The organism is Paenibacillus sp. FSL R5-0486, from assembly GCF_037975155.1.
Classification (GTDB): Bacteria; Bacillota; Bacilli; order Paenibacillales; family Paenibacillaceae; genus Paenibacillus; species Paenibacillus amylolyticus.
Map to the genome: position 1 here is coordinate 7005878 of NZ_CP150237.1, position 23558 is coordinate 7029435.

Annotated in this window: 24 protein-coding genes; 5 read left to right on the forward strand and 19 right to left on the reverse strand. The window is 46.3% G+C overall.

The annotated features are described in order from the left end of the window. Positions 1-72: 72 nt before the first annotated feature. From MKY01_RS30960 to MKY01_RS30985, 6 genes are all read right to left on the reverse strand, one after another. Positions 73-858: a glucose 1-dehydrogenase gene (locus MKY01_RS30960; RefSeq protein ID WP_076251972.1), complete on the reverse strand. Its 786-nt coding sequence runs from the start codon at positions 856-858 to the stop codon at positions 73-75. A gap of 143 nt (positions 859-1001) precedes the next feature. Then, positions 1002-2465, reverse strand: coding sequence for a GNAT family N-acetyltransferase (locus MKY01_RS30965; RefSeq protein ID WP_339284796.1), 1464 nt, complete (start codon positions 2463-2465; stop codon positions 1002-1004). Between the two features lie 244 nt (positions 2466-2709). Continuing rightward, the gene (locus tag MKY01_RS30970) at positions 2710-4218 is read right to left on the reverse strand and encodes a copper amine oxidase N-terminal domain-containing protein (protein WP_339284798.1); all 1509 of its coding nucleotides are present in this window, start codon (positions 4216-4218) and stop codon (positions 2710-2712) included. A 208-nt stretch (positions 4219-4426) separates the two neighbouring features. Next, positions 4427-4555, reverse strand: coding sequence for a hypothetical protein (locus tag MKY01_RS30975; RefSeq protein WP_017691584.1), 129 nt, complete (start codon positions 4553-4555; stop codon positions 4427-4429). Positions 4556-4690: 135 nt separating this feature from the next. Continuing rightward, positions 4691-6205, reverse strand: a complete 1515-nt coding sequence (locus MKY01_RS30980) for a DUF1877 family protein (RefSeq protein WP_315371556.1) — start codon at positions 6203-6205, stop codon at positions 4691-4693. Beyond that, positions 6202-6696, reverse strand: a complete 495-nt coding sequence (locus MKY01_RS30985) for an XRE family transcriptional regulator (protein ID WP_315371555.1) — start codon at positions 6694-6696, stop codon at positions 6202-6204. The genes MKY01_RS30980 and MKY01_RS30985 overlap by 4 nt, the downstream gene beginning before the upstream one ends. 183 nt (positions 6697-6879) lie before the next feature. Between MKY01_RS30985 and MKY01_RS30990 the strand changes: the two genes are divergently transcribed. Together MKY01_RS30990 and MKY01_RS30995 are read left to right on the forward strand one after the other, a co-directional pair. Beyond that, positions 6880-7344, forward strand: coding sequence for a DUF4385 domain-containing protein (locus MKY01_RS30990; RefSeq protein WP_047840920.1), 465 nt, complete (start codon positions 6880-6882; stop codon positions 7342-7344). Between the two features lie 104 nt (positions 7345-7448). Then, entirely contained in the window at positions 7449-8756 is a 1308-nt protein-coding gene (locus MKY01_RS30995; protein ID WP_339284800.1) for a VWA domain-containing protein, read from the forward strand. 22 nt (positions 8757-8778) lie between these two features. Here MKY01_RS30995 and MKY01_RS31000 read toward each other — a convergent pair whose 3' ends face one another. After that, positions 8779-9594, reverse strand: a complete 816-nt coding sequence (locus tag MKY01_RS31000) for an SDR family oxidoreductase (RefSeq protein ID WP_074092771.1) — start codon at positions 9592-9594, stop codon at positions 8779-8781. A gap of 249 nt (positions 9595-9843) precedes the next feature. Between MKY01_RS31000 and MKY01_RS31005 the strand changes: the two genes are divergently transcribed. Next, the gene (locus tag MKY01_RS31005; RefSeq protein WP_017691579.1) at positions 9844-10503 is read left to right on the forward strand and encodes a TetR/AcrR family transcriptional regulator; all 660 of its coding nucleotides are present in this window, start codon (positions 9844-9846) and stop codon (positions 10501-10503) included. Positions 10504-10634: 131 nt separating this feature from the next. Here the strand turns inward: MKY01_RS31005 and MKY01_RS31010 are convergent, their stop codons facing one another. From MKY01_RS31010 to MKY01_RS31030, 5 genes are all read right to left on the reverse strand, one after another. Continuing rightward, positions 10635-11696: an LLM class flavin-dependent oxidoreductase gene (locus MKY01_RS31010; protein ID WP_036612299.1), complete on the reverse strand. Its 1062-nt coding sequence runs from the start codon at positions 11694-11696 to the stop codon at positions 10635-10637. Positions 11697-11851: 155 nt separating this feature from the next. Next, positions 11852-12238, reverse strand: a complete 387-nt coding sequence (locus MKY01_RS31015) for a retropepsin-like aspartic protease (RefSeq protein ID WP_339284802.1) — start codon at positions 12236-12238, stop codon at positions 11852-11854. Beyond that, positions 12235-12492 (reverse strand): hypothetical protein, encoded by a 258-nt coding sequence (locus MKY01_RS31020; protein WP_036671730.1) that lies wholly within the window; start codon positions 12490-12492, stop codon positions 12235-12237. Before MKY01_RS31020 ends, MKY01_RS31015 begins: the two co-directional genes overlap by 4 nt. A gap of 109 nt (positions 12493-12601) precedes the next feature. Beyond that, the gene (locus MKY01_RS31025) at positions 12602-13414 is read right to left on the reverse strand and encodes a class I SAM-dependent methyltransferase (protein WP_339284805.1); all 813 of its coding nucleotides are present in this window, start codon (positions 13412-13414) and stop codon (positions 12602-12604) included. A gap of 148 nt (positions 13415-13562) precedes the next feature. Beyond that, positions 13563-13904 (reverse strand): zinc ribbon domain-containing protein YjdM, encoded by a 342-nt coding sequence (locus tag MKY01_RS31030; RefSeq protein WP_017691576.1) that lies wholly within the window; start codon positions 13902-13904, stop codon positions 13563-13565. 235 nt (positions 13905-14139) lie between these two features. Between MKY01_RS31030 and MKY01_RS31035 the strand changes: the two genes are divergently transcribed. Further along, entirely contained in the window at positions 14140-15291 is a 1152-nt protein-coding gene (locus MKY01_RS31035) for a VanZ family protein (protein ID WP_339284806.1), read from the forward strand. A 170-nt stretch (positions 15292-15461) separates the two neighbouring features. Here MKY01_RS31035 and MKY01_RS31040 read toward each other — a convergent pair whose 3' ends face one another. From MKY01_RS31040 to MKY01_RS31070, 7 genes are all read right to left on the reverse strand, one after another. Next, positions 15462-16919 (reverse strand): carboxylesterase/lipase family protein, encoded by a 1458-nt coding sequence (locus MKY01_RS31040; protein WP_127550239.1) that lies wholly within the window; start codon positions 16917-16919, stop codon positions 15462-15464. Positions 16920-17199: 280 nt separating this feature from the next. Then, positions 17200-18294 (reverse strand): metallophosphoesterase, encoded by a 1095-nt coding sequence (locus tag MKY01_RS31045; protein ID WP_282319866.1) that lies wholly within the window; start codon positions 18292-18294, stop codon positions 17200-17202. After that, positions 18294-18632, reverse strand: coding sequence for a multidrug efflux SMR transporter (locus MKY01_RS31050; protein WP_051447260.1), 339 nt, complete (start codon positions 18630-18632; stop codon positions 18294-18296). Before MKY01_RS31050 ends, MKY01_RS31045 begins: the two co-directional genes overlap by 1 nt. After that, on the reverse strand, positions 18629-19399 hold the full coding sequence (locus MKY01_RS31055; protein ID WP_282319865.1) for an HAD family hydrolase: 771 nt from the start codon (positions 19397-19399) through the stop codon (positions 18629-18631). Before MKY01_RS31055 ends, MKY01_RS31050 begins: the two co-directional genes overlap by 4 nt. Before the next feature lie 96 nt (positions 19400-19495). After that, positions 19496-20869, reverse strand: a complete 1374-nt coding sequence (locus tag MKY01_RS31060; protein ID WP_282319864.1) for an ABC transporter substrate-binding protein — start codon at positions 20867-20869, stop codon at positions 19496-19498. Positions 20870-20906: 37 nt separating this feature from the next. Then, positions 20907-21752 carry a carbohydrate ABC transporter permease gene (locus MKY01_RS31065; RefSeq protein WP_282319863.1) on the reverse strand — a complete coding sequence of 282 codons (846 nt, stop codon included), beginning with the start codon at positions 21750-21752 and terminating at the stop codon, positions 20907-20909. 59 nt (positions 21753-21811) lie between these two features. Beyond that, entirely contained in the window at positions 21812-22687 is an 876-nt protein-coding gene (locus MKY01_RS31070; RefSeq protein ID WP_036671737.1) for a sugar ABC transporter permease, read from the reverse strand. 198 nt (positions 22688-22885) lie between these two features. Here MKY01_RS31070 and MKY01_RS31075 point away from each other — a divergent pair, with 198 nt between their 5' ends. Continuing rightward, a complete protein-coding gene (locus tag MKY01_RS31075) occupies positions 22886-23458 on the forward strand; it encodes a transcriptional regulator (RefSeq protein WP_036671739.1) in 573 nt (190 codons plus the stop codon). Positions 23459-23558 lie beyond the last annotated feature (100 nt).

Below are 23558 nucleotides of genomic sequence, written 5' to 3' on the forward strand. Positions count from 1 at the left end.
CCGCACATTGGCGAAAGGGCGTTCTTCAGTATATATCTATGTCGCATTGATGTGCTGTTGATGATTATGGGATCAATATTTGGCTGACTGCGCACCATCAATCGGAATAATGGCTCCATTGATAAACGGTGCTTCGCCGGACAGCAGGAAGGCAACGAGACGCCCTACTTCCTTCGGTTCACCCAAGCGCTTCGCCGGGTTGTCCTTCACGAACTCTTTGGATGCTGACTCCCAGTCATTCGGATTGATCTGTTTGAACGAACCGATGACCATATCTGTCAGAATGGCTCCGGGTGCAATTGCATTAACGCTGATCCCATGCTCGGCGTATTCAATCGCTGCATCTTTGGTCATGCCGGCTACGGCATGTTTGCTCGCTCCGTAGGCAACCAGGTTTGGCACGGCGCGAATCCCTCCAACAGAGGACGCGTTCACGATGTAGCCTTCGCCCTGTTTTTTCATCACAGGTAGAACGTGCTTCAACCCGAAAAATACACCCTTCAGATTGATATCGATAACTTTATTGAACATCTCCGTCTCGTAGTTCTCGATCAGGTTTTGCTTGCCTTCAATGCCTGCATTGTTGAAAAATGCATCGATACGCCCAAATTCATTGACCGTATCACTAACATACTTTTTTACAGCTTCTTCATCCGATACGTCACCTTCGATTAACAGAAACTCGGCATGCTGTACCTCTTCCGAGATCACACGTTTGGTCTCTTCCAGCGCCTTCATGTTCACATCCACTAGGGCAAGCTTCGCCCCTTCACGTGCAACTTCCACAGCAGCTGATCTTCCAAGACCGGAGCCACCGCCTGTAATCAGTACCACTTTACCCGCAAATCGTTCAGTCATAATCCATAGACCTCCCTTTGCTGTTTTGACATCCTCCATACGTAAATACCCATTTCTTCATTTGCTCTAATCTAACGGGGAACAGTTACAGCCATCATCTCAACCGGGTTATTATGCTTCCGTACTGGCCCTGCCATTCGTCCTCAGGACTTCATAGCCTCATAGGCTGCAAGTAATTTCTCTACTTCTACTCCGTTGATCTTCATCCCGTTCACTTGACACTGTTCCAACTGTACTCCAGATAGATCGCAATCGATAAAACGACTTCCCCCAAGATCACAATGCGCCCACTGCATGGGTACACGGTCAGATCCAAGATGTGTGTCCTGGAATTGAACGCCATCCAAAGCACAAAATTCAATCTTGCTATCAGTTAGGCGTAAATCAGCTAGCAATATATTGGACATATTTAAATTGGTAAATTTGCTTCCACTCAGGTTGCAGTCGGTAATCCGACTATTGGTCAGATTACTGGTGCTGTAACGGACTGAGTCCAGATTAGCTTGAACATATTCAACCACCGACTCACCCGAGTCCTTGGCTAATGTCTCATCACATATTGGATCAAAAGAATCAACGGACATGTTCTTCTCATATACAAACTCATCCTCAGATGCATAGATACAAACATATCCCATTTTTTCGTAAAAATGATGATTATCCAGTTGCCGACCTGAGGTCTCCAGCTTCCAGGTTTCAATCTGCGGAAATTCAGCCTCAATAAGCCTCATGACTTGAGTTCCAACGCCACGGCCCTGGCATACCGGGTCAATATAGATCTTATCGATCCTGGCATGTTTTCGTCCAAGCACGTTAACACTCACTCCGCCAATAGCGCATCCATCTGATTCTACAACATAATAATCCCATTCACGGATCACGTAACGATGCATGCGAACTGACGAATAATCAGGCGGGCATAGATTGCTATCGATATCCTTCTCATTATCCGCCCAGACTTTTATGACATGATCAAAAGCACGAGTGCAAATCTCTGTAATTACAACAGCATCTTCCTGCTGTGCTCGTCGTAAGCGAATTTCAGAATTTATCTGCTTCGGTTGCACTGGTTCGGTCTTTACTTTGAGCAGTTCAAAATAATCGTAGCACTCCTTGTCCATAAGCATTCTGCGAGAGATATAACGAAAACCCGCATGCTCCAGAACTTTGCGTGACGGCTGATTGAAGGGCTTCACAATGCCCACAATTCGATCCAGCAAGGTATGCTCAAATAAATATGCTGTTAGGGCATGCACCGCCTCTGAGATATATCCTTTATTCCGGTAATCCCGGGAGATGGCGTAGGCCACTTCACGGTCATCACGATCCAGCAGTTCATTTGGAAATACGCCACACCAACCAATGATACGCTGATTTTTATTGTGTACAACAGCAAGCAGGATGCGCACATCTTCCGGGTTGAACTGTTCGTAACTGCCAACGACAAATTGTAAGAATTCGCGCAACTGCTCCTCGGTCATCTTCCAATCTGGCAGGACATCTGTGATTTCAGGTTGTTGGGTTAATGCATACACGGCAGCCTGATCTTCAAGCGTAAATGGACGCAACGTAACGGAGTTTGAATGGATGAATAATTGACTTTTCATATACAACACCTCTGGGGATTTATTTAGGATGAAACGACAAAGAGGAGCACCTCCAATAGAGGCACTCCCCGATCCGTTTCATCATTTCAGAAACGCCGAAGCTCCTCGTAATGGGTCAAAAGGACACACGTATCCCGTTCATGGTCTAACGGAATTTTTGCGGTGTTCTTTTCACGATCATTACGAGAAATCTGGCATACTCTGAAATCCCCTCTCATACTAAGGATTACTTATAACGTCTCACTTAAGGACGGTCAATGTAAATCCAGCCTGTTTCTTGTTCCTTATCTACAGTAGCTCCAAGGGATTCAGCCATAAAGCGCAGCGGCACATACGTCTTGCCGTCTTTGCCTACATAAGCGGATTCCACCATGGTTACTTCTTTACCAGCAACGGTTGCCTTCTTGGAACCTACGGTCAGGACAATCTCATCACCAGTGATGTCGTCAATGACAACGATTTGGTTCGAGCCTTTGGTCCATTTCACTTCAGCATCCAATTCTTCAGACACGTAGCGAAGCGGTACAAATGTTGTGTTCTTAACAGTGATCGCCCCAGCGTATTCATCATCCGGGAAGAGCACTACACTTTTACTCGTGATCCCAGCCTCATCTTTCAGCAATTGGTATGCGAGTGAATTGGAATCAAAATTGCGCAGCATCTGTCCAGGCGTAATATCATCCTTCATCAGATCCATAACGCCACCCGATACATCCACTTCATCAACTGCAACTGTGCCACCGATATTCCACTGTTCACTGTCTCCACTTACGGTTACAGATTTTACCGGCAGATCCTCAGAAGCAGGCAGCGCTACTTTCAGTTCAAAGTTTTGCTTGCGAATATCCAGTTTGCTGTCGAGATAGAAGTCCAATTTCAGTTTGGTTTCTGTGCCAAAGACCGTTTTGAATTCAGGGGTCTCATTCAACAGGTTGTTCAGCTCCTGATCATAATTGACCAGCATACTGTCCAGTCCTACTTTGATGATGGCATACAGAGACGCAACGGCTTCATCTTTCGATTCAGGAACGATCGAATTCAGCGTGTCGTCTCCCCCACCTTCTACCTCATTCACTGCTTCCAGTACAGGGTAGAACACATCGTACAGATCGCCAATCAGGTCTTTCAGTCCTTGCTCATCTTTCGAAATACTCGTCAGGAACGGTTTAACCATGGCAAGCATCTCTTCACCACTAACTTCCAGATGCAGCTTGGAGAGGCTAAGTGCTTCGCCATTCACGGATTCCTGTACCGGTGTTACGGAGATGTTCTTCGGATTGGACAGATGTTTCAGGACAAAAGAGAACAGTTTCGGGGAAAGTTCCTCGAGTTGTTTCTCCAGTGCCTTCGTATCTACCATCGGAAGCGCCTGTGCATCCTGGAACGTATCCAGAGACATGTACAGCGGTTTCTGGGCTCCGTCCAGATCAATCACCAATTGGGACTCATTCATGGACAAGTGGAAAGGTAACTTTGTTCCCTCCATGCTCAGTGTACCTTTGATCGATGCTGTCTTCGCATCTTTCATTTTGGCTTGATCAATATCCAGGGAAATGGAATTAATTAATTCGATCATTTCAAGGTCTTTCTCTGTAGCAAATTCCTTAGCCGGTTCTATGTTTATATTCATGGATTGTCTGGATTCACCGGACTTGATACTCGCGCCATTGGCCATTGCTTTGCCAACGTCGATTCCACCCACAGCCTGACATCCTGTAAGAACAACCATTAAAAGTACTAGTGGCACTGCCATCCATTGAACTAACTTCCGATTCGTAATACGATCTCCTCCTTAGAAAAATATGGTTCATTTCCATTATGAAGGTATAGGTAATTCTTGTAAACGGATACGCAAAAAAATAAACCAAAAGGCCGGAGCATGTCCGACCTCTGGTCTATCTATATTTCAGCATATCGTATGTTTCGATAAAACATCCTGCTTCATTGTGCAATGCTGGGAGTTATTCTTGCTCCTGATCTTCTGCGAGTTTCTCATCCGTTTCTTCATCTTCCGCAGTTGCGGGAGTTTCGAATTGATCCGGCTCGTCCTCTTGAATCGCTTTGTTCTCTTCGTTCTGATCCTGTGTCATATCGCATTCCCTCTCTTCTACCGGATTGTCATGTATCAAGGCCTGAGCCTTGTGTCTATCAATAACCCGAATAGGCGTAGTTCAAACCTGCCTCAATATCGGCATGACATTTTCCATCATAATTTTAGTGCTCATTTAGAAAACATAAAAAATGATGCCGTTCCCACTTGCAGCCGTGGCCTGAAACAAGGCCTGGACATCATCCACAGTCTGAACGATCTCCTGAAATGTCTCTTCCGCATCCCAATCTTCCATGACAGGATAGACCCCTTCAGCGATCATCCGGTCCAGACTATACCGCTGCTTCAATTCCTCCGGTGTGAGCTGCTCCAATGCCATGTAGGCTTCCAGCACCTGCTCGTTACTAAGCAAAAACAAATCCATGTCCGAATAGTTTCCCAAGTATTGCTCACCTGCGAGAGGTACCACAAAACCGAGAGGTGGTTCCCCCTGTACCAGGTTACCGTTCAGCGTGAACTGCAGCATCTGCCATGTTTTATCGATATCCAGATCCACTGCACAATCATGCACACTGACCTCACCTGACTTGATGGATTCAACTAGCTCCTTTGTTACCACAAGATATCTGCCGGACATTCCCATACCGCTACCCCTCCTGTGTAATTGATTCTGTTGTTCCACATTAACCGTGCTTGATGTAAAAGAATCGGGGTATTGTGACATATACTGAATCAAATCATCAGGTATAGCCCACTTGAACACACTAGTCAGTAGAGGATTACGAAAAAAGGATCGAACCGCTTCCATATTTATGTCCGCTGAATAATCTTCAAATAGGAGCTCTTCTCGCTCCCCTGATCGACACTGCAGATTTGCCGCCTGTGCAAGCGAAGATTGTTCAAAGATGAAGTCAATCATACGAATAACAACAGGTTTTACATACTTTGACGTTATTAAGTGTACTTCCATTCGCTGCAGATCATAGATTAAGGAAAATACCGTATCTTCGCGTTTGGCAGAAGCCAGTACCTTGAAGAGTGCGTCTGGATTATCAAGAAATGTCCCAGAATTAGTATAAATGTCGGCAACACATGAAAACCGATCCATTGAATTCTTTTCATAATCGTCCCATTGTGACCATACATTCTGCCCAGACTCCAGTTCACGTATTGCATCACTATACGCGGTATTTGTAATTACAGGCGCCTCCAAAGGCGCGGAATGCACACACATATGACCCTGGAGAAACTCCACAATTGCATAATTTCCAGTGCGATCTGCGATTAAATAATGCAACTGGGAAGTGCTCTGATCTATTCGGATTCTCCCCGCTGCCTCCAATGCTTCATCTACAGTACTGCATGTATCCAAAAGATACTGTATCCACTGAATCTCACTTACAACTGGAAGGCCGTCTTCAGCTGGATAGTGGGTCGACCATAACGTGGTCTGTTCAATCACAAGCCCTGCTTCATTTATGCCTCCATTGGGATTCTCCTTCCCTACTTGAGAAACGGTTAGACTCCCATAGACTGAAGTCCATGATGCAGGAAGAGATGGAGGCATGATCAAGGCAGTTTTCTGCAGTCCACGTTGGTTTGTGAAGAGATATACTCCATCGTAGATCACATCCTGATTTTTGCAGACCCAAAAGTTCTCTTGAGATTTCACTGCGAATGCTGTGCTCATTTCTCCCCCTCCTGATGTGAGAAGGGTGCAGACATATTTGCCATGGATTCCGCTTTACTAAGCCATTCTTCAGAATGTTTGATCGTTTTCTCACCTCCCAGTTCAATGATCGCTGCAAATCTCGCAATTAAAACCTGCTTGTGTTTCTCCTGCAGCAACTGGACAAGCTTCATCTCGTAGGCTTTTTTCTCCTCTTCTTCCCCTTCCCTCTCTAACTTCTGTTGAATAAAAAGGATCTGTACATCCACTGTATTCTCAGGTGTAAGATCCCGCAAATAATGTTGTCCATCAATCAGCACTTCATGTTCTACATGAAAATATTCTGCCAGTTGTTGCAGTCTATCCTTAGGAATTGGTCGACGTTTCTTGACCCAGTCATTAAATTGCTGTGGAGTGAGTCCTACTTCTTTGCACACCTGAGTGTAAGATAACTGGTAAATATGAGCCAAGTACTGCAATACCGTCATCGAGGGCAATGAAACTTGATTCATGCACAACACGTCCTTCACAAATGTATTTTATCAACTTGACATATAATATGTCATTATACAGGAGACATATTATATGTCAACAACGCTTATTCACTTATTTTCATCCTCAATAAGACCGGGTAAACGATAGTACAGATTACAATTGTTGACGGGAACACATATCATCTCAAGGAGGGTGTATACATGAAAAAATTTGATTACAGTCTCAATTATGATGAGTTGGATCTGCGCAAACATCCTGAGCTGTACACCGTAGGCCGGGGAGAGCAGGGTGTGCTGATGGTAGAGCCGTACAAAGGCGAGATTCTGCCACACTGGCGGTTCAAAACACCCGAGATTGCGACGGAGTCATCGGAGAAGATCTATGAGCTATTTTTGGAGTATAAGAAAAAGGGTGATTTCGTCGGTATGGATATGGCTCGTAAATTTCTCCAGATGGGTTATACACGGGCCAGACGGTATACAAATCACAAAGGAGGACGCAAATATTCGAAGGAGGATGGCTCGATTCTGCCCTATCAGAATGATAAGGTGAAGGCAGAAGCCGCGGCTATATTCAAAGCACAATGGGAGATTGCGAAGACGGATCCAGACTATGTAAAGATGAAGAAGGAGCATCGGGAAAAGTACGAGTCTGATGAAGCGTAGGATCAATGGTGAAAAGATTGACTTATGGAAACATTTGTCTCAGAATCGATCTTGTTACTATACATTTTCACCCATTATATTGGAGAAGAGAGGCGCATCCGATTATGACAGATTCGTTCATCCACTTAAACACAGGCCAGAATATCAGTATCAACGAATGTGCTCAACTTCAGGTAACCATTCAATGTACTTCATCTCCTTCTCCCTTGGATGTTAGCTGCTTTATGGTGAACGAAGAGGGAAAGGTCCCATCTGACGACTATTTTGTATTTTATAATCAGAATGCCGATCCCCATCAAAGTGTGCTTCTGCAACAGGCAGAGGAACTGAAATCCTCTTTTGTACTGGATACCAATCAATTACGGCAGGCCCCTGTGGAAAAATGTGTGTTCACGGCTACTCTGGATGCGGGAGGCACATTCGCCAATGTTCAGGCATGTCAGGCGATTGTACAAGCGGGTTCCCAGCAGATCACCTATGAGATCACACAGGTCACTGCGGAAACAGCACTTATTTTTATTGAAATCTATAAGTATCGTGACGGGTTCAAAGTTCGTGCGATTGGGCGAGGTTTCTTTGGTGGATTGCAGCCGCTGGCAGAGTCCTTCGGTGTTCAAATTGAGAGTAACGACACCTCGGAAGCCGAACAAGTTCTTCTCACGGCACAAGCTGAAGTGGCAGCGGCCTCTCCAGAAGTCTTGGTACCTGATGCTGCACCAAACACGAATCATGCTCCGCTTAACCTGACCAAGATCGATCTCCTCAAGCGTAAAGTAACCCTGTCTCTGCAAAAGAAAAAGATCGAACCTATACAGGCACGTGTTGCCGTTGTGTTTGACGCATCAGGTTCCATGTACCATCTGTATCGCAAAGGCATCGTGCAAGAAGCCTTCGAACGTATTCTGGCGATTGCATCAGCGTTTGATGATAACGGAGAGCTGGACGTCTGGTTCTTCGCCAAAGACTTCTTGCGTGCACCTAGCGTCACCGCCAGGGATTTCGAGAATTATATTGAACGCACATATACGCTGGGAAGCAAAGGCGGTACCAATAACGAACCTCCTGTGATGCAGGATGTCATTCGCAAATACACGATCGAGGAACCCGATGTGAAGATGCCAACGTATATTATCTTTTTTAGCGATGGCGGAGTCAGTCAAAAAGGGAAAATCATGCGGCTTATTACCGAAAGTTCAACCAAAAATCTGTTCTGGCAATTTGTTGGTCTAGGCCAAGCCAATTACGGTATTCTCGAGAAACTTGATGACATGACTGGACGTTTCATCGATAATGCTGACTTTTTTGCATTGGACGACATTTCCAAGATCAGCGATGAAGAATTATACGATCGTCTCCTCACTGAATTTCCAGGCTGGATAAAGGAAGCTCGGGCCAAAGGCATTTTGGCCTAAAGCTTTTACCCTATACCCCTAATCAGGCTTGTACTTTTTCTGGTTTAACACCCTCGGAACGTGGACGGAGCATACTTCCTACGATTCGCAACATGGACTTGCGTGGTATGAGGCGGGTGAACTGTGCTGTCCAATAATTCCTGGCCCCTGGCACAGCATAAGGTTTGCCTGACTCCAGTGCCCTCATGGCTACGGCCACGACATGCTCAGGTGTATCACGTTTGCCCACCGAGGCTTCATCAGCACCCACCACATCAAAGAACGAAGTCTCGGTTGAGCCTGGACATAGTGCCAAAAACTGAACGCCACGCTTCCTGTTTTCTTCGTATAATGCCTCTGTAAAAGAAAGTACAAATGCCTTCGTCGCTCCATACACAGCCATATACGGATCAGGTTGAAAGGCAGCCGTCGACGATACATTAATGACAGCACCATTTTTCTTCTGTAACATGCCTGGCAAGAAAAGATGTGTCATGTTCGTCAAGGCGAGCACGTTCAACATAATCTCCTCCTGTTGCCGGGAACCATCCAGTTGTTCAAAACATCCATGGGTAGCGAATCCCGCATTGTTGATCAGCATATCGATATGTATTCCCCGATTCTGACATTCCTCATATACGTTCTGAGGTGCCTCTACTTCGGAAAGATCAGATACGATTACCTCAGCCCTTACTTGATATGTACGTTCTATACGTTCTGCCAATTGATTCAGTTTGGACTCTGTTCTGGCCACCAGCACGATATTTTTACCCTTGGAAGCCATTTCGAGTGCAAAAATTTCCCCAATACCTGAAGAAGCACCTGTAATAAGTACCCATTGATGCTGTTCCTTTATCATCTCTCATCCATCCTCTGTGTATAATTTAAACACTCGTTTTCATTAGGAAACACTGTTTCTGTATAGAATCATCGTAACCAAAACCCATGACGCTGTCAAATATATTTGTTAAATTTGGATCTAGAACGTTTTGCTCACTTACCAAACTCGGATTAAATTGACGTTATCTGGCGTAAAACAGTAGAATGACCTTAAGATAAGGAAACGTAGTTTCTGTTCAACAACAATACGGTTACGAGGATGAAATCAATGAAGGATCTTAATTCGGGTTCCACGGAATCTGCACATACGGTAACAACCTTTCAGGAAGCCAGACTGCAGCACTCGGATAATCTGCGGCAAAATATTGTGCATGCTGCTGCTGCTTTACTGCAAGAGCATGGACCAGAAGCCGTCACAGTACGCCGTGTAGCTGAACGCATGGAGTGCTCCACCAAAATCATATATAATCTCTTCGGCAAAAAAGAAGGGTTAGCCAAACATCTGTATTTAGAGGGATGCTCCCTCATGGCCCAGCGTTTTGAAGCTATGCCCCGGCAGGCATCGTTCGAACAATATTTCCGTGATCTGGCCCACGTCTACTGGGACTTCGGCATTTCTCAATCCAGCTTCTATCAGCTGATGTTTGGAGGATCTTTTTCCGAATTCAAACCAGATGGAGAGACCTTACAGGGTACAGCAACTGCACTGAAACAAGTGTCTGCCTTGGTTGAGGTAGCGATTGAACAGGGAATGCTTCAGGTGCAAGATCCCCTGCTTGCGGTTCGGATGATCTGGGCTCCCTTACACGGTGTTATTCATCTGTATTTGGGAGGCCATATTGAGAGCGAAGAAGCTGCCAAAACCCTCTATGATCATACGTTGTCGATGGTTATACACTCCCTTGTGAGTACATCTGCGAATGGATAAGCATTACATCTGTGCTGTTTTAGATACTTTTAGAAGATAAACAAAAAGGAGCAGCCCCATTGGCGTAATACGCCTAGGGCATGCTCCTTTATTTGGTTGACTCTATCTAGTTCCGTAACGGTTTCAGTCGATTAACGTGCCTCTTCGTTCTCAGCTTCCCAACGTGCAATTTCTTTACGCACGATAGGAGCGACTTCTTTACCAAGCAGTTCGATCGCTCTCATAACCTCGTTGTGCGGCATGGTGCCGAGTGGGGTGTGCAACATGAAGCGTGTAATCCCAACTTCTTTGCGCAGGTAAATAATTTTCTGAGCTACGGTCTCCACATCACCTACATACAATGCACCTTCCAGGCTGCGCGCCGCATCAAATGTCGCACGGCTGTAGTGTCCCCAGCCACGTTCACGACCCAGTATGTTCATGACCGCTTGCGCTGGCGGGAAGAATTTCTCCACGGCTTCGTCTGTTGTATCGGCAATGAAGCCGTGAGAGTGAGAAGCAACGGTCAGCTTGGAAGCATCATGTCCTGCATGTGCAGCTGCTTTCTTGTACAGTTCCACCAGCGGTGCGAATTGCACCGGACGGCCACCGATAATGGCAAGCACCAGTGGCAAACCGAGCAATCCTGCACGAACCACGGATTCCTGATTACCGCCACTGCCAATCCATACCGGAAGTTTTTCCTGAACCGGGCGCGGGTAGATGCCCAGATTATTAAAGGAAGGACGGTGTTTGCCTTCCCAGGTTACTTTTTCCGAATCACGTAGCTTGAGCAGCAAATCAAGTTTCTCGTCGAATAACTCATCGTAGTCGTTCAGATCATAGCCAAACAATGGGAACGATTCGATAAATGATCCCCGCCCTGCCATAATCTCTGCACGTCCGTTCGAAATGCCGTCCAGTGTCGCGAAATCTTGATATACCCGTACCGGATCATGCGATGACAGCACGGTTACCGCACTCGTCAAGCGAATATTCTTGGTCTGTGAAGCTGCCGCCGCCAGAATGACAGCTGGTGATGAAGCCGCATAGTCAGCACGATGATGCTCCCCCACGCCGTATACATCCAGGCCCACCTGATCTGCCAAAACAATCTCTTCAACAACATCCCGAATACGCTGCGCATGACTGATAAGTTCTCCTGTTTTTACATCCGGATTTGTCTCCACAAATGTACTAATTCCGATTTCCATTGTCTGTTCCCCCCTGGTATGAAGCGATCCGTTGTTCATCTTACCTATTGTAAGTAGATCACCTTTTGTTATGTATCTTAATATTGAACTATTTTGATGAAAAACACAAGTACCCCCTGTTTCCAGAGGGCACATTTATGTTTATTTTCTATAGATTACAGCTTATCTATACTTAGTTCCATCAGGTTGGCATTAATTACAACACCGGTCTGTTTCATAAAATTGAATCCCAGAATTCCGTCAATCTCCAAACCATAATCCATATTTCCTATTTCAACTTGAAAATCATTAATCGTTGTTCCATCTACAGTTATAGAATCGAGTGACTTAGTATAAACATACTCTATACCGCCTACACCTCTTATAATCTCAACGAGATCATTCTCTTCAGGAACCATTCCTACTTCCCGAACTACATCTGCATTCAACAATGTACTGGCTGATCCGGTATCCAAAAGGACTTTTTCTAATTGTAGTACTTCTCCTCTAAATTCAAGTTTTAGGCTTATGAAGGGTAGACCATAAACCTCTGAAATTTTCATCGAGGACCTCTCATGCCAACATATCGTTCTCTTGCCACAACTTCTGGACGTGAAGTGTGAAAAAAGCAGTATTCCCGTCTGGGATCTTCCTGATGCAATTCACCATAACGTTTTAGTGCCTTTGTAGAATCATCAAATGAATCAATCACTGCCATCTCTTCAATATAACGCCGGCCTTCTCTAGAATGCGCCTTGGTTGCCTCAAAAACGACCCACTCATTAGGGAATCGCTCCTGAACTTCCTTCCATTGCATAGTGACACCTCCAGACCATTAGATAGAGATATTATATCATGTGGAAACAGTATTCCACGGGCTGAAATTCTAAAATACATAGATTTTTAGAGCATTGCCTGTAAGTCTATTATTTCTTCCTCCCGATGTACAGCAAATGAGACGAGATTCCCAATATGGAAGGGTCTTTGGCGGCTTCAATCATATATTGCATGAGTTCATCATACTCGCCACGCTCTTTCCAGTATTGCTGCTGCTCGTCCGTAAGCATCGCTCTAAGGCTAGATGAACCAATCAAATCAACGGTTTCAAATCCATGTTGCTCCATGAAGGGTGTAACGTCCTGAATATTAAAATAGTATGCTCCCGTAAATCGTCCTTGATCCTGATGATCGAATATACCCTTTTCCACAAAAGAACGGATGGCTGCCATGTTATCATTCGGCTTCCAATGCTGCGGGGATTGCAGCGAATTGATACTCATGCGCATTCGGCTTTGCATGGCTACAAACACCACGCCCCCTCGCTTAGTCACACGGTACAGCTCCCGTACAGCAGCCGTGCGCTCTTCGTCTGTCTGCAGATGGTATAACGGCCCCAGCATGAGGGACGCATCGTACGTCTCGTCAGCCATACCGGAGAGCGAAGTCGCATCGAGAACATGGAATCCATCGAATTGCTGTGTCAAACCAAACTCCTGAGCCTTTTGCCGTGCAGTATCCACGGAGGAAGGTGTCAGATCCGATAAAGTGACCTTGTACCCCAGCTTCGCAAGCTCCATGGCATACTTTCCTGGTCCTGCGCCATTATCCAGAATACAACCAGTAGCGGGGAGATGTTCCCTGATGTAATGCATGTTAATGATGAATTCAATTGGTTCCCGCTCCAGTCTGCCCCACTCATCAAACCCGGAATAATATTTAATAATGTGATCTCTCTTCATCGCTCTGACACCTACCTTTTCTTATATGTAGACTACTCATCCATGTTCAAAAAAATTAAATTCCAACCAGTATATATCTACTAAATATTTCCTGTCAAACAAAAAACGTTCAATTCCCATTGAATGCGGAACTGAACGTTTCTCGATCTTATATCTTTTTCACAAACTCAGACTTCAACTTCATTGCACCCAAGCTGTCGATCTTGCAATCAATATCATGATCCCCATCAATCAGGCGGATATTCTTCACCTTCGTACCCTGTTTGACCACAAGTGAGCTACCTTTTACCTTCAGATCTTTAATGACGGTAACGGTATCGCCATCACTTAGCACATTTCCGTTGGCATCGCGGATTACTTTTGCATCCTCTGCGTTATCATTGTCTGCTTCCAAAGACCATTCATGCGCGCACTCTGGGCAAACCAACAGGTTACCATCCTCGTACGTGTACTCTGAATTACATTTGGGGCAGTTAGGCAAATTAGACATATGTATTAAACTCTCCATTCTACGATTGGCATTCCCGCAAGTATACGGGATTTCGACGGTATATTCCATACGCTTGGTCACTGCATGGATGGATTTAAACCAAATTTAAGGTTCATGCATCCCTCACTTTAAGGGTAACTACATATGATGTAACTATTAGATACGCACTACACATACATGAATTTTAATGTCTCTATGAATGTTATTATATTTAATACCAAAGGAGTTCCTACTCATGTCCTCATATGTTTTCCCTGTGCAAATGGCTTTTTTGATCTTTGTTGTTGCGGCCATGTTTTTGCTGGTGCCGTGGTTGATCTATGGTTATCGTAAAGACGGTTTCTTCAGCTGGTCACGGTTTGGCATCAGCTTTTCGTTTATCTTTTATATTCTGGCCGCCTATTGCCTCGTCATTCTGCCGTTTCCGACTACGCGAGATACCTGTGCGCAGCAAGCCGCTGACACGATCTACTACAATCTGGTTCCATTCACTTTTGTCAAAGACATCATGAAGGAAACACCCATTGTATGGACCCAGCCTTCCAGCTATCTCAGCATGATTCAGGGCAGAGCCTTTCTGCAAGTTCTATTTAACGTCCTACTTCTCATGCCGCTGGGTGTATATATCCGTTATTTTTTTCAAAAGAGATCATTCTGGAAGTACGCCCTGCTTGGTGGATTAGGGCTTTCCTTATTCTTCGAGATCACTCAAATCACCGGATTCTACGGGTATTATAATTGTCCTTACCGCCTCTTCGATGTAGATGATCTGTTATTGAATACTTCGGGAGCAGTCATTGGATTTTTCACAGCGCCCATCCTGCTTGCTTTATTCCCATCACGTGCAAGCATTCAGGCGAAGAGTGAACAGATCGTGGAGCAAAACCGAGTGTATACTATGCCTCAATTGCTCGCGTTAATTATTGATGGAGTCGTTGTTGTCTTCCTTTCGATTCTGATATCAATCTTCACAGCGTCTGATGTGATCAGTGATGCGCTAAGTACATCCATTGCTATGGTCATTGTACTGTTCTTCATACCTTGGGTGCGAAATGGGGTAACTCCAGGCTCGGCCATCTTGCGATTCCGCTATGTGAATCGTCAGACCGGCACACCTACCAGTGAATCGTTATTCAAAAGATTTGCCGCACTCTATGTTCCATGGCTGCTCGTTACGATCATTCGCTTGGTCAACGATTATGCTTTTTCAGGTCATCAGGATGTTATGCTTCAGCCTTATCAAATGTGGATCTCCTTGGGGACATTCGGTATCTATATGTTAGTCCACGCCGTACTCTTTGTTCATGTCTTGATCGTACTCATCTCCCGTGGAAAACGTTCCTTCTACTTCGATGAGGTGTCCCGCACACGTGCCTCTCGTAAATAATGTTTGGAGTATAACAATGCAATGCATAATGTCCCCCTAATTGGTGCTTACGTTCTGCTTACTCTCCAGCCGAATTACAAAAAGAGGACGTTCATTCTGAGAATGAACGTCCTCTTTTGATCGGGCGCATAGCAGTTATTCAGAGTATCCCTTCAAATAATCAGCCTAGGTTATAACCCTAACAGCTCTCGCTTGGCTGCATCCGGATCATGTACGACCTCAATCTCATGGTTGAAGATTAGTGTCGCACGATCCTGCTCATATTCAGGCCAGTTCACACCTGCAACTTCAGGTTGGCCATTCTTGGCAAAGGAAATCCAGGCATCCTGTACCTTGAGGGCAAGTGCCGCCGCGGCTTCATCCGGCTCCGCATTCATGAATTTGAGGACATGCAGTGTATTAAACACAAAGAACATTTCGATGCTGTGAATCGCTCTTTTTAACAAGGGATGTTCCGGCATCACCCAATCAAATCGATACATCCACACCGGGGCATACTTCTGCTGTGCCGCAGCATATTGCAGCGCTGACCGCCAGAAGAACATATCGGTCATGACTTGGGCTTGTCCATCTGCCGTTTTTGGATAACTATCCGCGATGGCTACCCGGTTCTCCAGATCTGGCGTCATAAAGTCTACGCCCTGAACCATATCGATTTCTTTTGAAAAAGGCACATGTGGCTGGATGAACAGTGCACCCTCGTGTAATGTCGTACCAATCAGCACCGGAATATCCTGCGCTGAGCCTTCGCTCACTGCCTGAAGTGGCATCTGTGGTAGTGTATTCCCATCCAACACAGGTTGGAACAACAATGCCATGGCTGCACCACTCTGCTGTTTGACCGTTTCACCCGCTGCAATAATCTGCTCTACAGGAATTGTATTTAACTTCTGCAGGTTGTCCCGGTCCACCCCAAGAATCTTTAACATCCCTTCCCGCAACGCTGAAGCTTGCTCTGCCGGCATGAACTGGGATGCACCACTCTCCATAATGGCACGTTGGAACAGTCCTTTGGCCGCTGGCATCGCCATCAGTGCTGCAATACTCATGCTACCTGCTGATTCGCCGAACACCGTAACTTGATCCGGGTTACCACCAAAAGCAGAGATATTATCCTTCACCCACTGTAATGCCGCAACCTGATCCAGCAGACCTGCATTGGATACATATGAATCACCTAATGGAGCCATATGCAGGAATCCCAAAGGTCCTAATCGGTAGTTGATCGTCACAACGATGACGTCCCCCCGAACCGCTAACTGTGTACCATCATACATCGGCTGGCTACCTGAACCTGTTACAAAGGATCCACCGTGAATCCATACCATGACCGGCAGTGGTGTTGCTCTTTTTCCCTTAGGTGCCCAGATGTTCAGATATAAACTATCTTCTGACTCATTCGGAATTTCTGTCTGGCCTTCTGGTTGATGATTTCGTGGTTGTATATTCTCAGGTCCAAATTGAGTGGCCTGTCTGATTCCATCCCATGACTCGGGCTGTACCGGAGCCTTGAAACGCAGCTCACCTACCGGAGGTTTCGCATAGGGAATGCCTTTCCATACGCTTGCATCGTGCAAAAGTTCGCCTTGAACGGTACCATATGTCGTTTGAACTTGAAGTTCTCTCATGCCACTTCTACTTCCTCTCCGTAAATAGGTTGAATTAACGAGTATGTGCATATCATGTGTACTTATTTGAGTATAGTTTGTAATCATACCCATTTACAACTTTACCCAACTCTAGCCTCCCCTGCTACGTTTCACGTGGAACTTTATGGGGTGGATGATCTGATACATACCTTTAAAATGGACACCAAAAAGGCCACCCTTTGAGCAATGTCATCAAGTTTAACTTGTCTTAATGGCATTGACCCTTAGTGTAACCCTTTCCTTTTTACCATCCAAATAACTACCCTTCTAAAGGATAACTTACCGTAAACTCAGTACCCTCAATCCATTCGCTCGTAACAAAGTTCCGCCCCTTTACAACCACTCGATCCTTATAAACCTCCACATGAAGCCCTTCACTGCCCTCCAGATGTTCATCCTGATCCGTCCATAGATACCCTACAGACGACGCATTGAACATGGTTGGCATGTGGCCTGCACCATCGTACATCGTATGCTGTGCTTCCAGTCGCCAATGGGTATGACCGGAGAAGAGAATCACTTGCGGGTAATTGGCCAGAACGGCCTTGAGTTCAGCATCCTGATTCACACCATACCATCCCTGTTCCTTCAGCGATCCTGCCACCGTATCCATAAGCGGCTGGTGTAAGAAAATGAAGATGGGATGTTCTGGCGTTGCACGCTCAGACAATTTGGCATCCAGCCACTCCAATTGTTCAGCCGACATATCACAATCCTTCGGATGAGGTTGCTCGGTGCCCAGGAAAATATAATGATACCCATCAATCCAATGGTCGTGGTATGCGCCCTTCATGCCTGTTGTCTCTTCAAAATCACTTAATCGACGCTGCCATAACCCTGCGACTGTAATGGGGTCTACTCCTGAAGAGATCGGTCCCCCGTCTTGGACCTCCTGCTCAGAAGTTACAGCAGACAACGTATAGGTCCCGCCGGATAGTTTCTCAATTAGTGCAGCTGATTCAGCAGCGGTTTGTTTTGTGACCAGCTCTATATCTGCTTCCTGCTCCAACAACTCGGCTACTTCATCCTCTTTCATCTCAAGCAAAACGATCGGCGGATCTTGCCATACCACGGCTCCAATATCATGGTTACCTACCGTGTACCGGATGTCCGGCAAACTCTCCGCATGCTTCTTCCATATGCGTTTCAACTCACGATATTCACTCGGCAGACCTCGATCCGTCACATCGCCCACATGCATAATCCCGCTGCTCCCCTGACTGAATGTAGCTATGTCGGCTAATGCTTGGTCCAGATGCCGGTTATGAATATGGTCTGCCTCATCTCGCACATGTGTGTCCGTAATGACCTGGAAGCTAACAATAGGTTGCTCCGGTGTATGTTCATTTCCCATCAAGAATCACTCCATTTCAGTCCAATAATGCCAATCAGAATAAAACCGATCCAGACCATCGACGTGAGCCGCAGACGTTCACCAAAATAGTAATGCCCTACGACGCCAATAAGCGTAATGCCCACGCCAGACCAGATCGCATAGGCCACAGCCAGCGGCATATACTTCACTGCAAAATTAAGAAAGGTAAAGCTTGCACCATAACAGACAAACATCAACACCGAAGGCCATAACCTTGAGAATCCATCCGATACTTTTAGCAAAATGGTAGCACTCAGCTCCAGCCCGATGGCCAGTGCCAACAGTACCCAGCCCAAGTAGGCGTGACTGTTTGTCATCGATTCAGCCCACCATTCAGCAATTCATGGAAGGATTGAATCGTTCTATCCGCCAAGCGGATTTTTCCCGGTTCTCCAATGCCCATCCTGTACCCCGCACCAGCGGTTCGTGCCATCTCCATGTCTCCGTCCGTATCTCCAATGACCACGGTATACTGCACGGATACACCCAACCGTTCACAGGCAAGCAGTAGCATATCGGGAAAAGGTTTGCCCCGCTCCACCAGATCTGTACCAATCACCACGTCAAAAAAGGAATCCAGTCCCATCCACTGTAAATGTTTAATTGCACTGGGTGTATCATCTGCCGTCACGACACCCATAGCGACACCTTCGCTACGGCACTGTTCAAGGAATTCTCGAACACCCGGTAACGGACGTGCCGGACGATGCTGCTCCATCTCTTCCTCCGCTCGCGCCAAACACTCCCGAACCATAATCTTAGCTTCCGCCCAGCTGAGACCCGCACGATATCCATGCCACGTCAGCACGGCATACACTTCATCCATCGTGCCCATCGCAAGCGGGCCCCGCACATCATACCCATTCATTCGGCCTTGATCATCGTGGAATGTACCCCAGATCTGTGGGAATTCATCTGTGTCGATACGGAGTCCTATAGTCGCTAACTGTTCTCTGAAATCGTTCAACACACAATCGGTCCAGAATCCCCACATGCCCGTAAAATCAAGTAATGTCCCGTCCTTATCGAACAAAACGGCTTCAATCGGATTAGGTAATCCGTCTACATACGTTTCATCTTGCATTGGTCAAACTCCTTGTCTGCAATCTTTATGAACGGAAAGGACGGTACAGCATGTACCGCCCTTTTCGCTTAATTCACGTGCCTGTATATAAGTTTATTATTTCGTTACACGATCCAGTTCCTTCTGTGCTTTCTCTTTCGCTTCCTTCAGCGCTTGTTCCGCTGGCATATTATTGATCTGCACCTGATCAGCTGCATCTTTCAACGCATCATTGATCTTGCCACCCGTTGGATCCTGGAATGGAGCCGAAGCGTGAGCTGCCTGTTGCAGTGGTACGGTGATCTGTGGATTTTCCTCACTGAATTTCATGAACTCTGGATCTTGTTGAGCCGATTGACGTACTGCGATATATCCGGTGTTCATGGACCATGAAGCTGTGTTCGCAGTTTCAGAGAAATACGTAAGCCATTTGTACGCTGCCTGTTGTTGTTCAGGCGTTGCAGCTGACGGAATACCTGCCGAAATGGCACTTGCTACCGGTTTTCCTTCACCAATACCTTCCCAGCCTGGTTGTTGCATCGCAGCGACTACGCTAAAGTCCAAGTCGCCTTGGTCACCACTAGATCCGGTATAACCTGCTGCTTTATTTTTCATCACATCATCAATCGTTTTGTACCAGTACTCCCAGCCCTGACCTCCATAATGAATGCCCATAATCTTGTCTTCGTTAATCCATTTACGGAACAAGTCCCATGTCTCGATCCATTCCGGAGAGTCGATCATAACGGTTTTTCCATCGTCGCTAAGAATCTGTCCGCCCTTACCCAGCACGGCATCAATCATATTGTCTCTACCCCACATCGGTTCCCAACCGTAGAAGGTGGTCTTGCCATTTTCTTGTTTGCTCATCTTCGCAGCCGCCTCAGCCAGCTTCTCCCATGTCGTCAGAGTTGCTGGGTCGATTCCGTTCTCCTTGAACGTATCCATACGGTAGTACATGATCTGAGTTGTACCGTACATTGGCAAAAAGTATTGCTTTCCATCCACCTGTCCTTGGTTCAGGAATGTCTGAATGAAATCATCTTTCTTAAAATTCGAATCAGCTGCAATCATCTCATCCATGGGTGCATAATATCCTTTGCGTGCCCAGTCTATATTGGAGCTGAGCACAGCGGCTGGAACCTTCTTGGAAGCAATTGCTGCTTGCAGCTTCTGTTCCGTTTCCGTGTAATCTGCTTGTACAATCCCTTTTACAACGACTTCGTTCTGGGAGGCGTTGAACGCATCAATCGTCTTTTTCATGTTATCGCCCAGATTACCACCCAGACCATACCAGAACTCAATCTCCACCGGATCTTTCGCCTGAGCTTCGGTTCCACTGGCAGCAGGCGTCGTGCCTGATTCTGCGGGTGCTTGCGTTCCACAAGCGGTCAGCAGTGCAAAGCTTGTCGCGAGTACCAGCGACATGCCACTCTTCCAGTTCAACCTCAATCTCTTTTTCCATGTCATGCTTGCCTGACTCCAATTCATTGTTGTTCCTCCCGTTTTAGGTGAATGGTAGTGCATATCAGTTCTTGTTCACACCAGCCGTAATATTCACGCTCTGCATGATCGTCTTCTGGGTGAACAGGAAGAGAATAAGTAGAGGTGCGATGGTGAAGGCACTCGCAGCCATAATCTGTGGCCAAGCTAGCCCATATGCCCCGCCTTCTACAAAGAAGCTGCGCAGACCCGCCGATACCAGCTGTAAATCAGGATCTTTGGTGATGAGCATAGGCCAGAAATAGTTGTTGTACTGTTCAATAAACGTAATCAGCACCATCACGGCGAAGCTTGAGCGAACAAGCGGCGTAATAATCGTCCAGAGAATCCGGAAGTGGGATGCACCATCCAGCTGTCCGGCTTCCACCAATTCATGAGATACCTGCATGAACGCCTGCCGGATCAGAAAGATCGAGAACACGCTGACACAGTTGGATACAATCAAGCCTGTGTAGGAATCCAGCAGGTTAAGTTCGCTAAGTGCCAGGTAACTAGGCAGATACACGGCCGTACTCGGTATCATATAACCCACCAGAATCAGGGATGTCAGTACACCTTTGAGACGGAATTTCATATGTGTCAGGGCGTACGCCATCATACTGGAGTTGACGATCTGAAATAGACAGATGGCTAAGGCCACCCCGGTACTATTCAGGATGTAACGGGCAAATGGTGCCGCATTCCAGGCGTCTACATAGTTGCTCCACAGGAACGTCTCCGGCCAGAAGGTCGGCGGGAACTGCCAGATCTCATCATTGGTTTTGAACCCGCTAATGACCATCCAATAGAAGGGAAAGGCTGTACCCAGCGCGATAATGGCTAACAGAAGGTAGCGGATTAATTTACTTATTTTAAAATTCGGTTGTGACACGTTCTGCAACTCCTTGTGCTTCATCCGTTTAGACTTTTTGTTGGGCAATGTCATTGTCATTAGTAGTGCACCAGACGTCTGCCAAGCAGGAAGGATACTCCCGACAGCAACACGCAGATCAGAATGATCACAACGGCGATGGACGAAGCTTCACCTACGTTAAAGGATTCGAATGCAGACTGGTAATACATGTACAGCAACGTTCTCGTTGATCCCGCCGGTCCACCCTGCGTCATGACATTGATCTGGTCATAGGCTTGCAAGGACTGGATAGTAAGAATAATCGAGAGAAAAAACGTCGTTGGTGAGATCAGCGGCAATGTGATACTTCTGAATTTGTCCCAACCGTTTGCCCCATCGATTGAAGCTGCTTCGAGCAGATCGGAAGGTAGATTTCGTAGCGCAACGAGATAAAATACCATTGCCCACCCAATCGACTTCCAGAGCGTAACGATCAGAACGGCAACCAGTGCCCAGTCCGCGTCACGCAACCAGCCGATCGGAGATACGCCAACCCAGCCCAGCATAAGATTAGCGAGCCCCACTTCGGGCTCAAAGATCCAGGACCACGCAATGGACACCGCAACTGTCGGGGTGACCCAAGGTGAGAAGAGTAATGTCCGGAAGATGCCAGATGATTTGATTTTGCTATTCATGAGCATCGCAAGCGCCAATCCGCCCACAATGGTTGGGATTACACTCCCCAGTCCGAATAACAAGGTGACTTTCAATGACCGATAGAATTCAGAGTTTGTCAACAGATAACTGTAATTGTCCAAACCAACAAACAGCTTGTCCGGGCTCATGAAGTCCCAATCGGTGAAACTGAGATAAACGATATATCCCAGAGGTCCCAGCCAGAAGATCAGCAATGGGATTAGAGCTGGCAGCGTGAATAGTACCGCCTCAGACTCCCTCCATAGTTTTAAACGCAAATCCCCCACTCCTTACTGTCCAATTTTTCTTTAATGATTGGGAATTTTTGAGTATAATCAGCTTTATATTTATTCTGTACAAAATTGATTGTACACTCGTATTGAAAATTCTAATTCCGGCTTATGTTAAAATTGGAGCAAGTCATGTAAAATATGAGGCAGCTAGTGGGAACGCTATCATAAACCAGAGGTGACATTGTGGGAAAAGAAACCGCCGGGAACCCGAATCATTCTTCGTTACCTGATCGGCATGCGCTGAGGGAGAGAGTCATTGAGGCCATCGCCAATACGATGGATCTATATGGGGTTAATCATACGTTTGGCAAATTATACGGCATCATGTATTTTGAGGATCGACCGATGACACTTGAAGAGATGAAAAACTCGATGAATATGAGCAAGAGCAACATGAGCTATGCGGTTCGTTCGCTTACAGAATCACAGATGATCTATAAACTGGAGGAAAAGAAGGAGCGCCAGGATCAATATCTGGCTGAGACCGACTTCTATCGTACGTTCCAGAATTTCTTCGGGGCCAAGCTCCAACGGGAAGTAGATGTCATGTTAGAAGGCATTCGTGAGGTCATTCCTGACCTGTCGGCCATGATCCTTTCGGAACATACCTCGTCCAAAGATCGAGAGGATGCACTGCGTGATCTGCACAAACTCCAACATGCGGAGCAATACTACGTCTGGTTACAAGGATTCGTGGATCAGTTGCGGGATGGTAAGTTTTACGAGAATGCTTCACACACGCCCGATAAAGAGTAGTACAACTGCGTGAACAGAATAACTAATGGGTGATCAAGCGCTAACCAACCTAGACCAATGTTAAGTCACACTAAAGCGCAAAAAGGAGCTGTTCCTAGCC

Coding starts and splice junctions, on each gene's coding strand:
- MKY01_RS30960 (WP_076251972.1), bottom strand. CDS start 858: ATGACTGAACGATTTGCGGGTAAAGTGGTACTGATTACAGGCGGTGGC.
- MKY01_RS30965 (WP_339284796.1), bottom strand. CDS start 2,465: ATGAAAAGTCAATTATTCATCCATTCAAACTCCGTTACGTTGCGTCCA.
- MKY01_RS30970 (WP_339284798.1), bottom strand. CDS start 4,218: ATGGCAGTGCCACTAGTACTTTTAATGGTTGTTCTTACAGGATGTCAG.
- MKY01_RS30975 (WP_017691584.1), bottom strand. CDS start 4,555: ATGACACAGGATCAGAACGAAGAGAACAAAGCGATTCAAGAGGACGAG.
- MKY01_RS30980 (WP_315371556.1), bottom strand. CDS start 6,205: ATGAGCACAGCATTCGCAGTGAAATCTCAAGAGAACTTTTGGGTCTGC.
- MKY01_RS30985 (WP_315371555.1), bottom strand. CDS start 6,696: ATGAATCAAGTTTCATTGCCCTCGATGACGGTATTGCAGTACTTGGCT.
- MKY01_RS30990 (WP_047840920.1), top strand. CDS start 6,880: ATGAAAAAATTTGATTACAGTCTCAATTATGATGAGTTGGATCTGCGC.
- MKY01_RS30995 (WP_339284800.1), top strand. CDS start 7,449: ATGACAGATTCGTTCATCCACTTAAACACAGGCCAGAATATCAGTATC.
- MKY01_RS31000 (WP_074092771.1), bottom strand. CDS start 9,594: ATGATAAAGGAACAGCATCAATGGGTACTTATTACAGGTGCTTCTTCA.
- MKY01_RS31005 (WP_017691579.1), top strand. CDS start 9,844: ATGAAGGATCTTAATTCGGGTTCCACGGAATCTGCACATACGGTAACA.
- MKY01_RS31010 (WP_036612299.1), bottom strand. CDS start 11,696: ATGGAAATCGGAATTAGTACATTTGTGGAGACAAATCCGGATGTAAAA.
- MKY01_RS31015 (WP_339284802.1), bottom strand. CDS start 12,238: ATGAAAATTTCAGAGGTTTATGGTCTACCCTTCATAAGCCTAAAACTT.
- MKY01_RS31020 (WP_036671730.1), bottom strand. CDS start 12,492: ATGCAATGGAAGGAAGTTCAGGAGCGATTCCCTAATGAGTGGGTCGTT.
- MKY01_RS31025 (WP_339284805.1), bottom strand. CDS start 13,414: ATGAAGAGAGATCACATTATTAAATATTATTCCGGGTTTGATGAGTGG.
- MKY01_RS31030 (WP_017691576.1), bottom strand. CDS start 13,904: ATGTCTAATTTGCCTAACTGCCCCAAATGTAATTCAGAGTACACGTAC.
- MKY01_RS31035 (WP_339284806.1), top strand. CDS start 14,140: ATGTCCTCATATGTTTTCCCTGTGCAAATGGCTTTTTTGATCTTTGTT.
- MKY01_RS31040 (WP_127550239.1), bottom strand. CDS start 16,919: ATGAGAGAACTTCAAGTTCAAACGACATATGGTACCGTTCAAGGCGAA.
- MKY01_RS31045 (WP_282319866.1), bottom strand. CDS start 18,294: ATGGGAAATGAACATACACCGGAGCAACCTATTGTTAGCTTCCAGGTC.
- MKY01_RS31050 (WP_051447260.1), bottom strand. CDS start 18,632: ATGACAAACAGTCACGCCTACTTGGGCTGGGTACTGTTGGCACTGGCC.
- MKY01_RS31055 (WP_282319865.1), bottom strand. CDS start 19,399: ATGCAAGATGAAACGTATGTAGACGGATTACCTAATCCGATTGAAGCC.
- MKY01_RS31060 (WP_282319864.1), bottom strand. CDS start 20,869: ATGAATTGGAGTCAGGCAAGCATGACATGGAAAAAGAGATTGAGGTTG.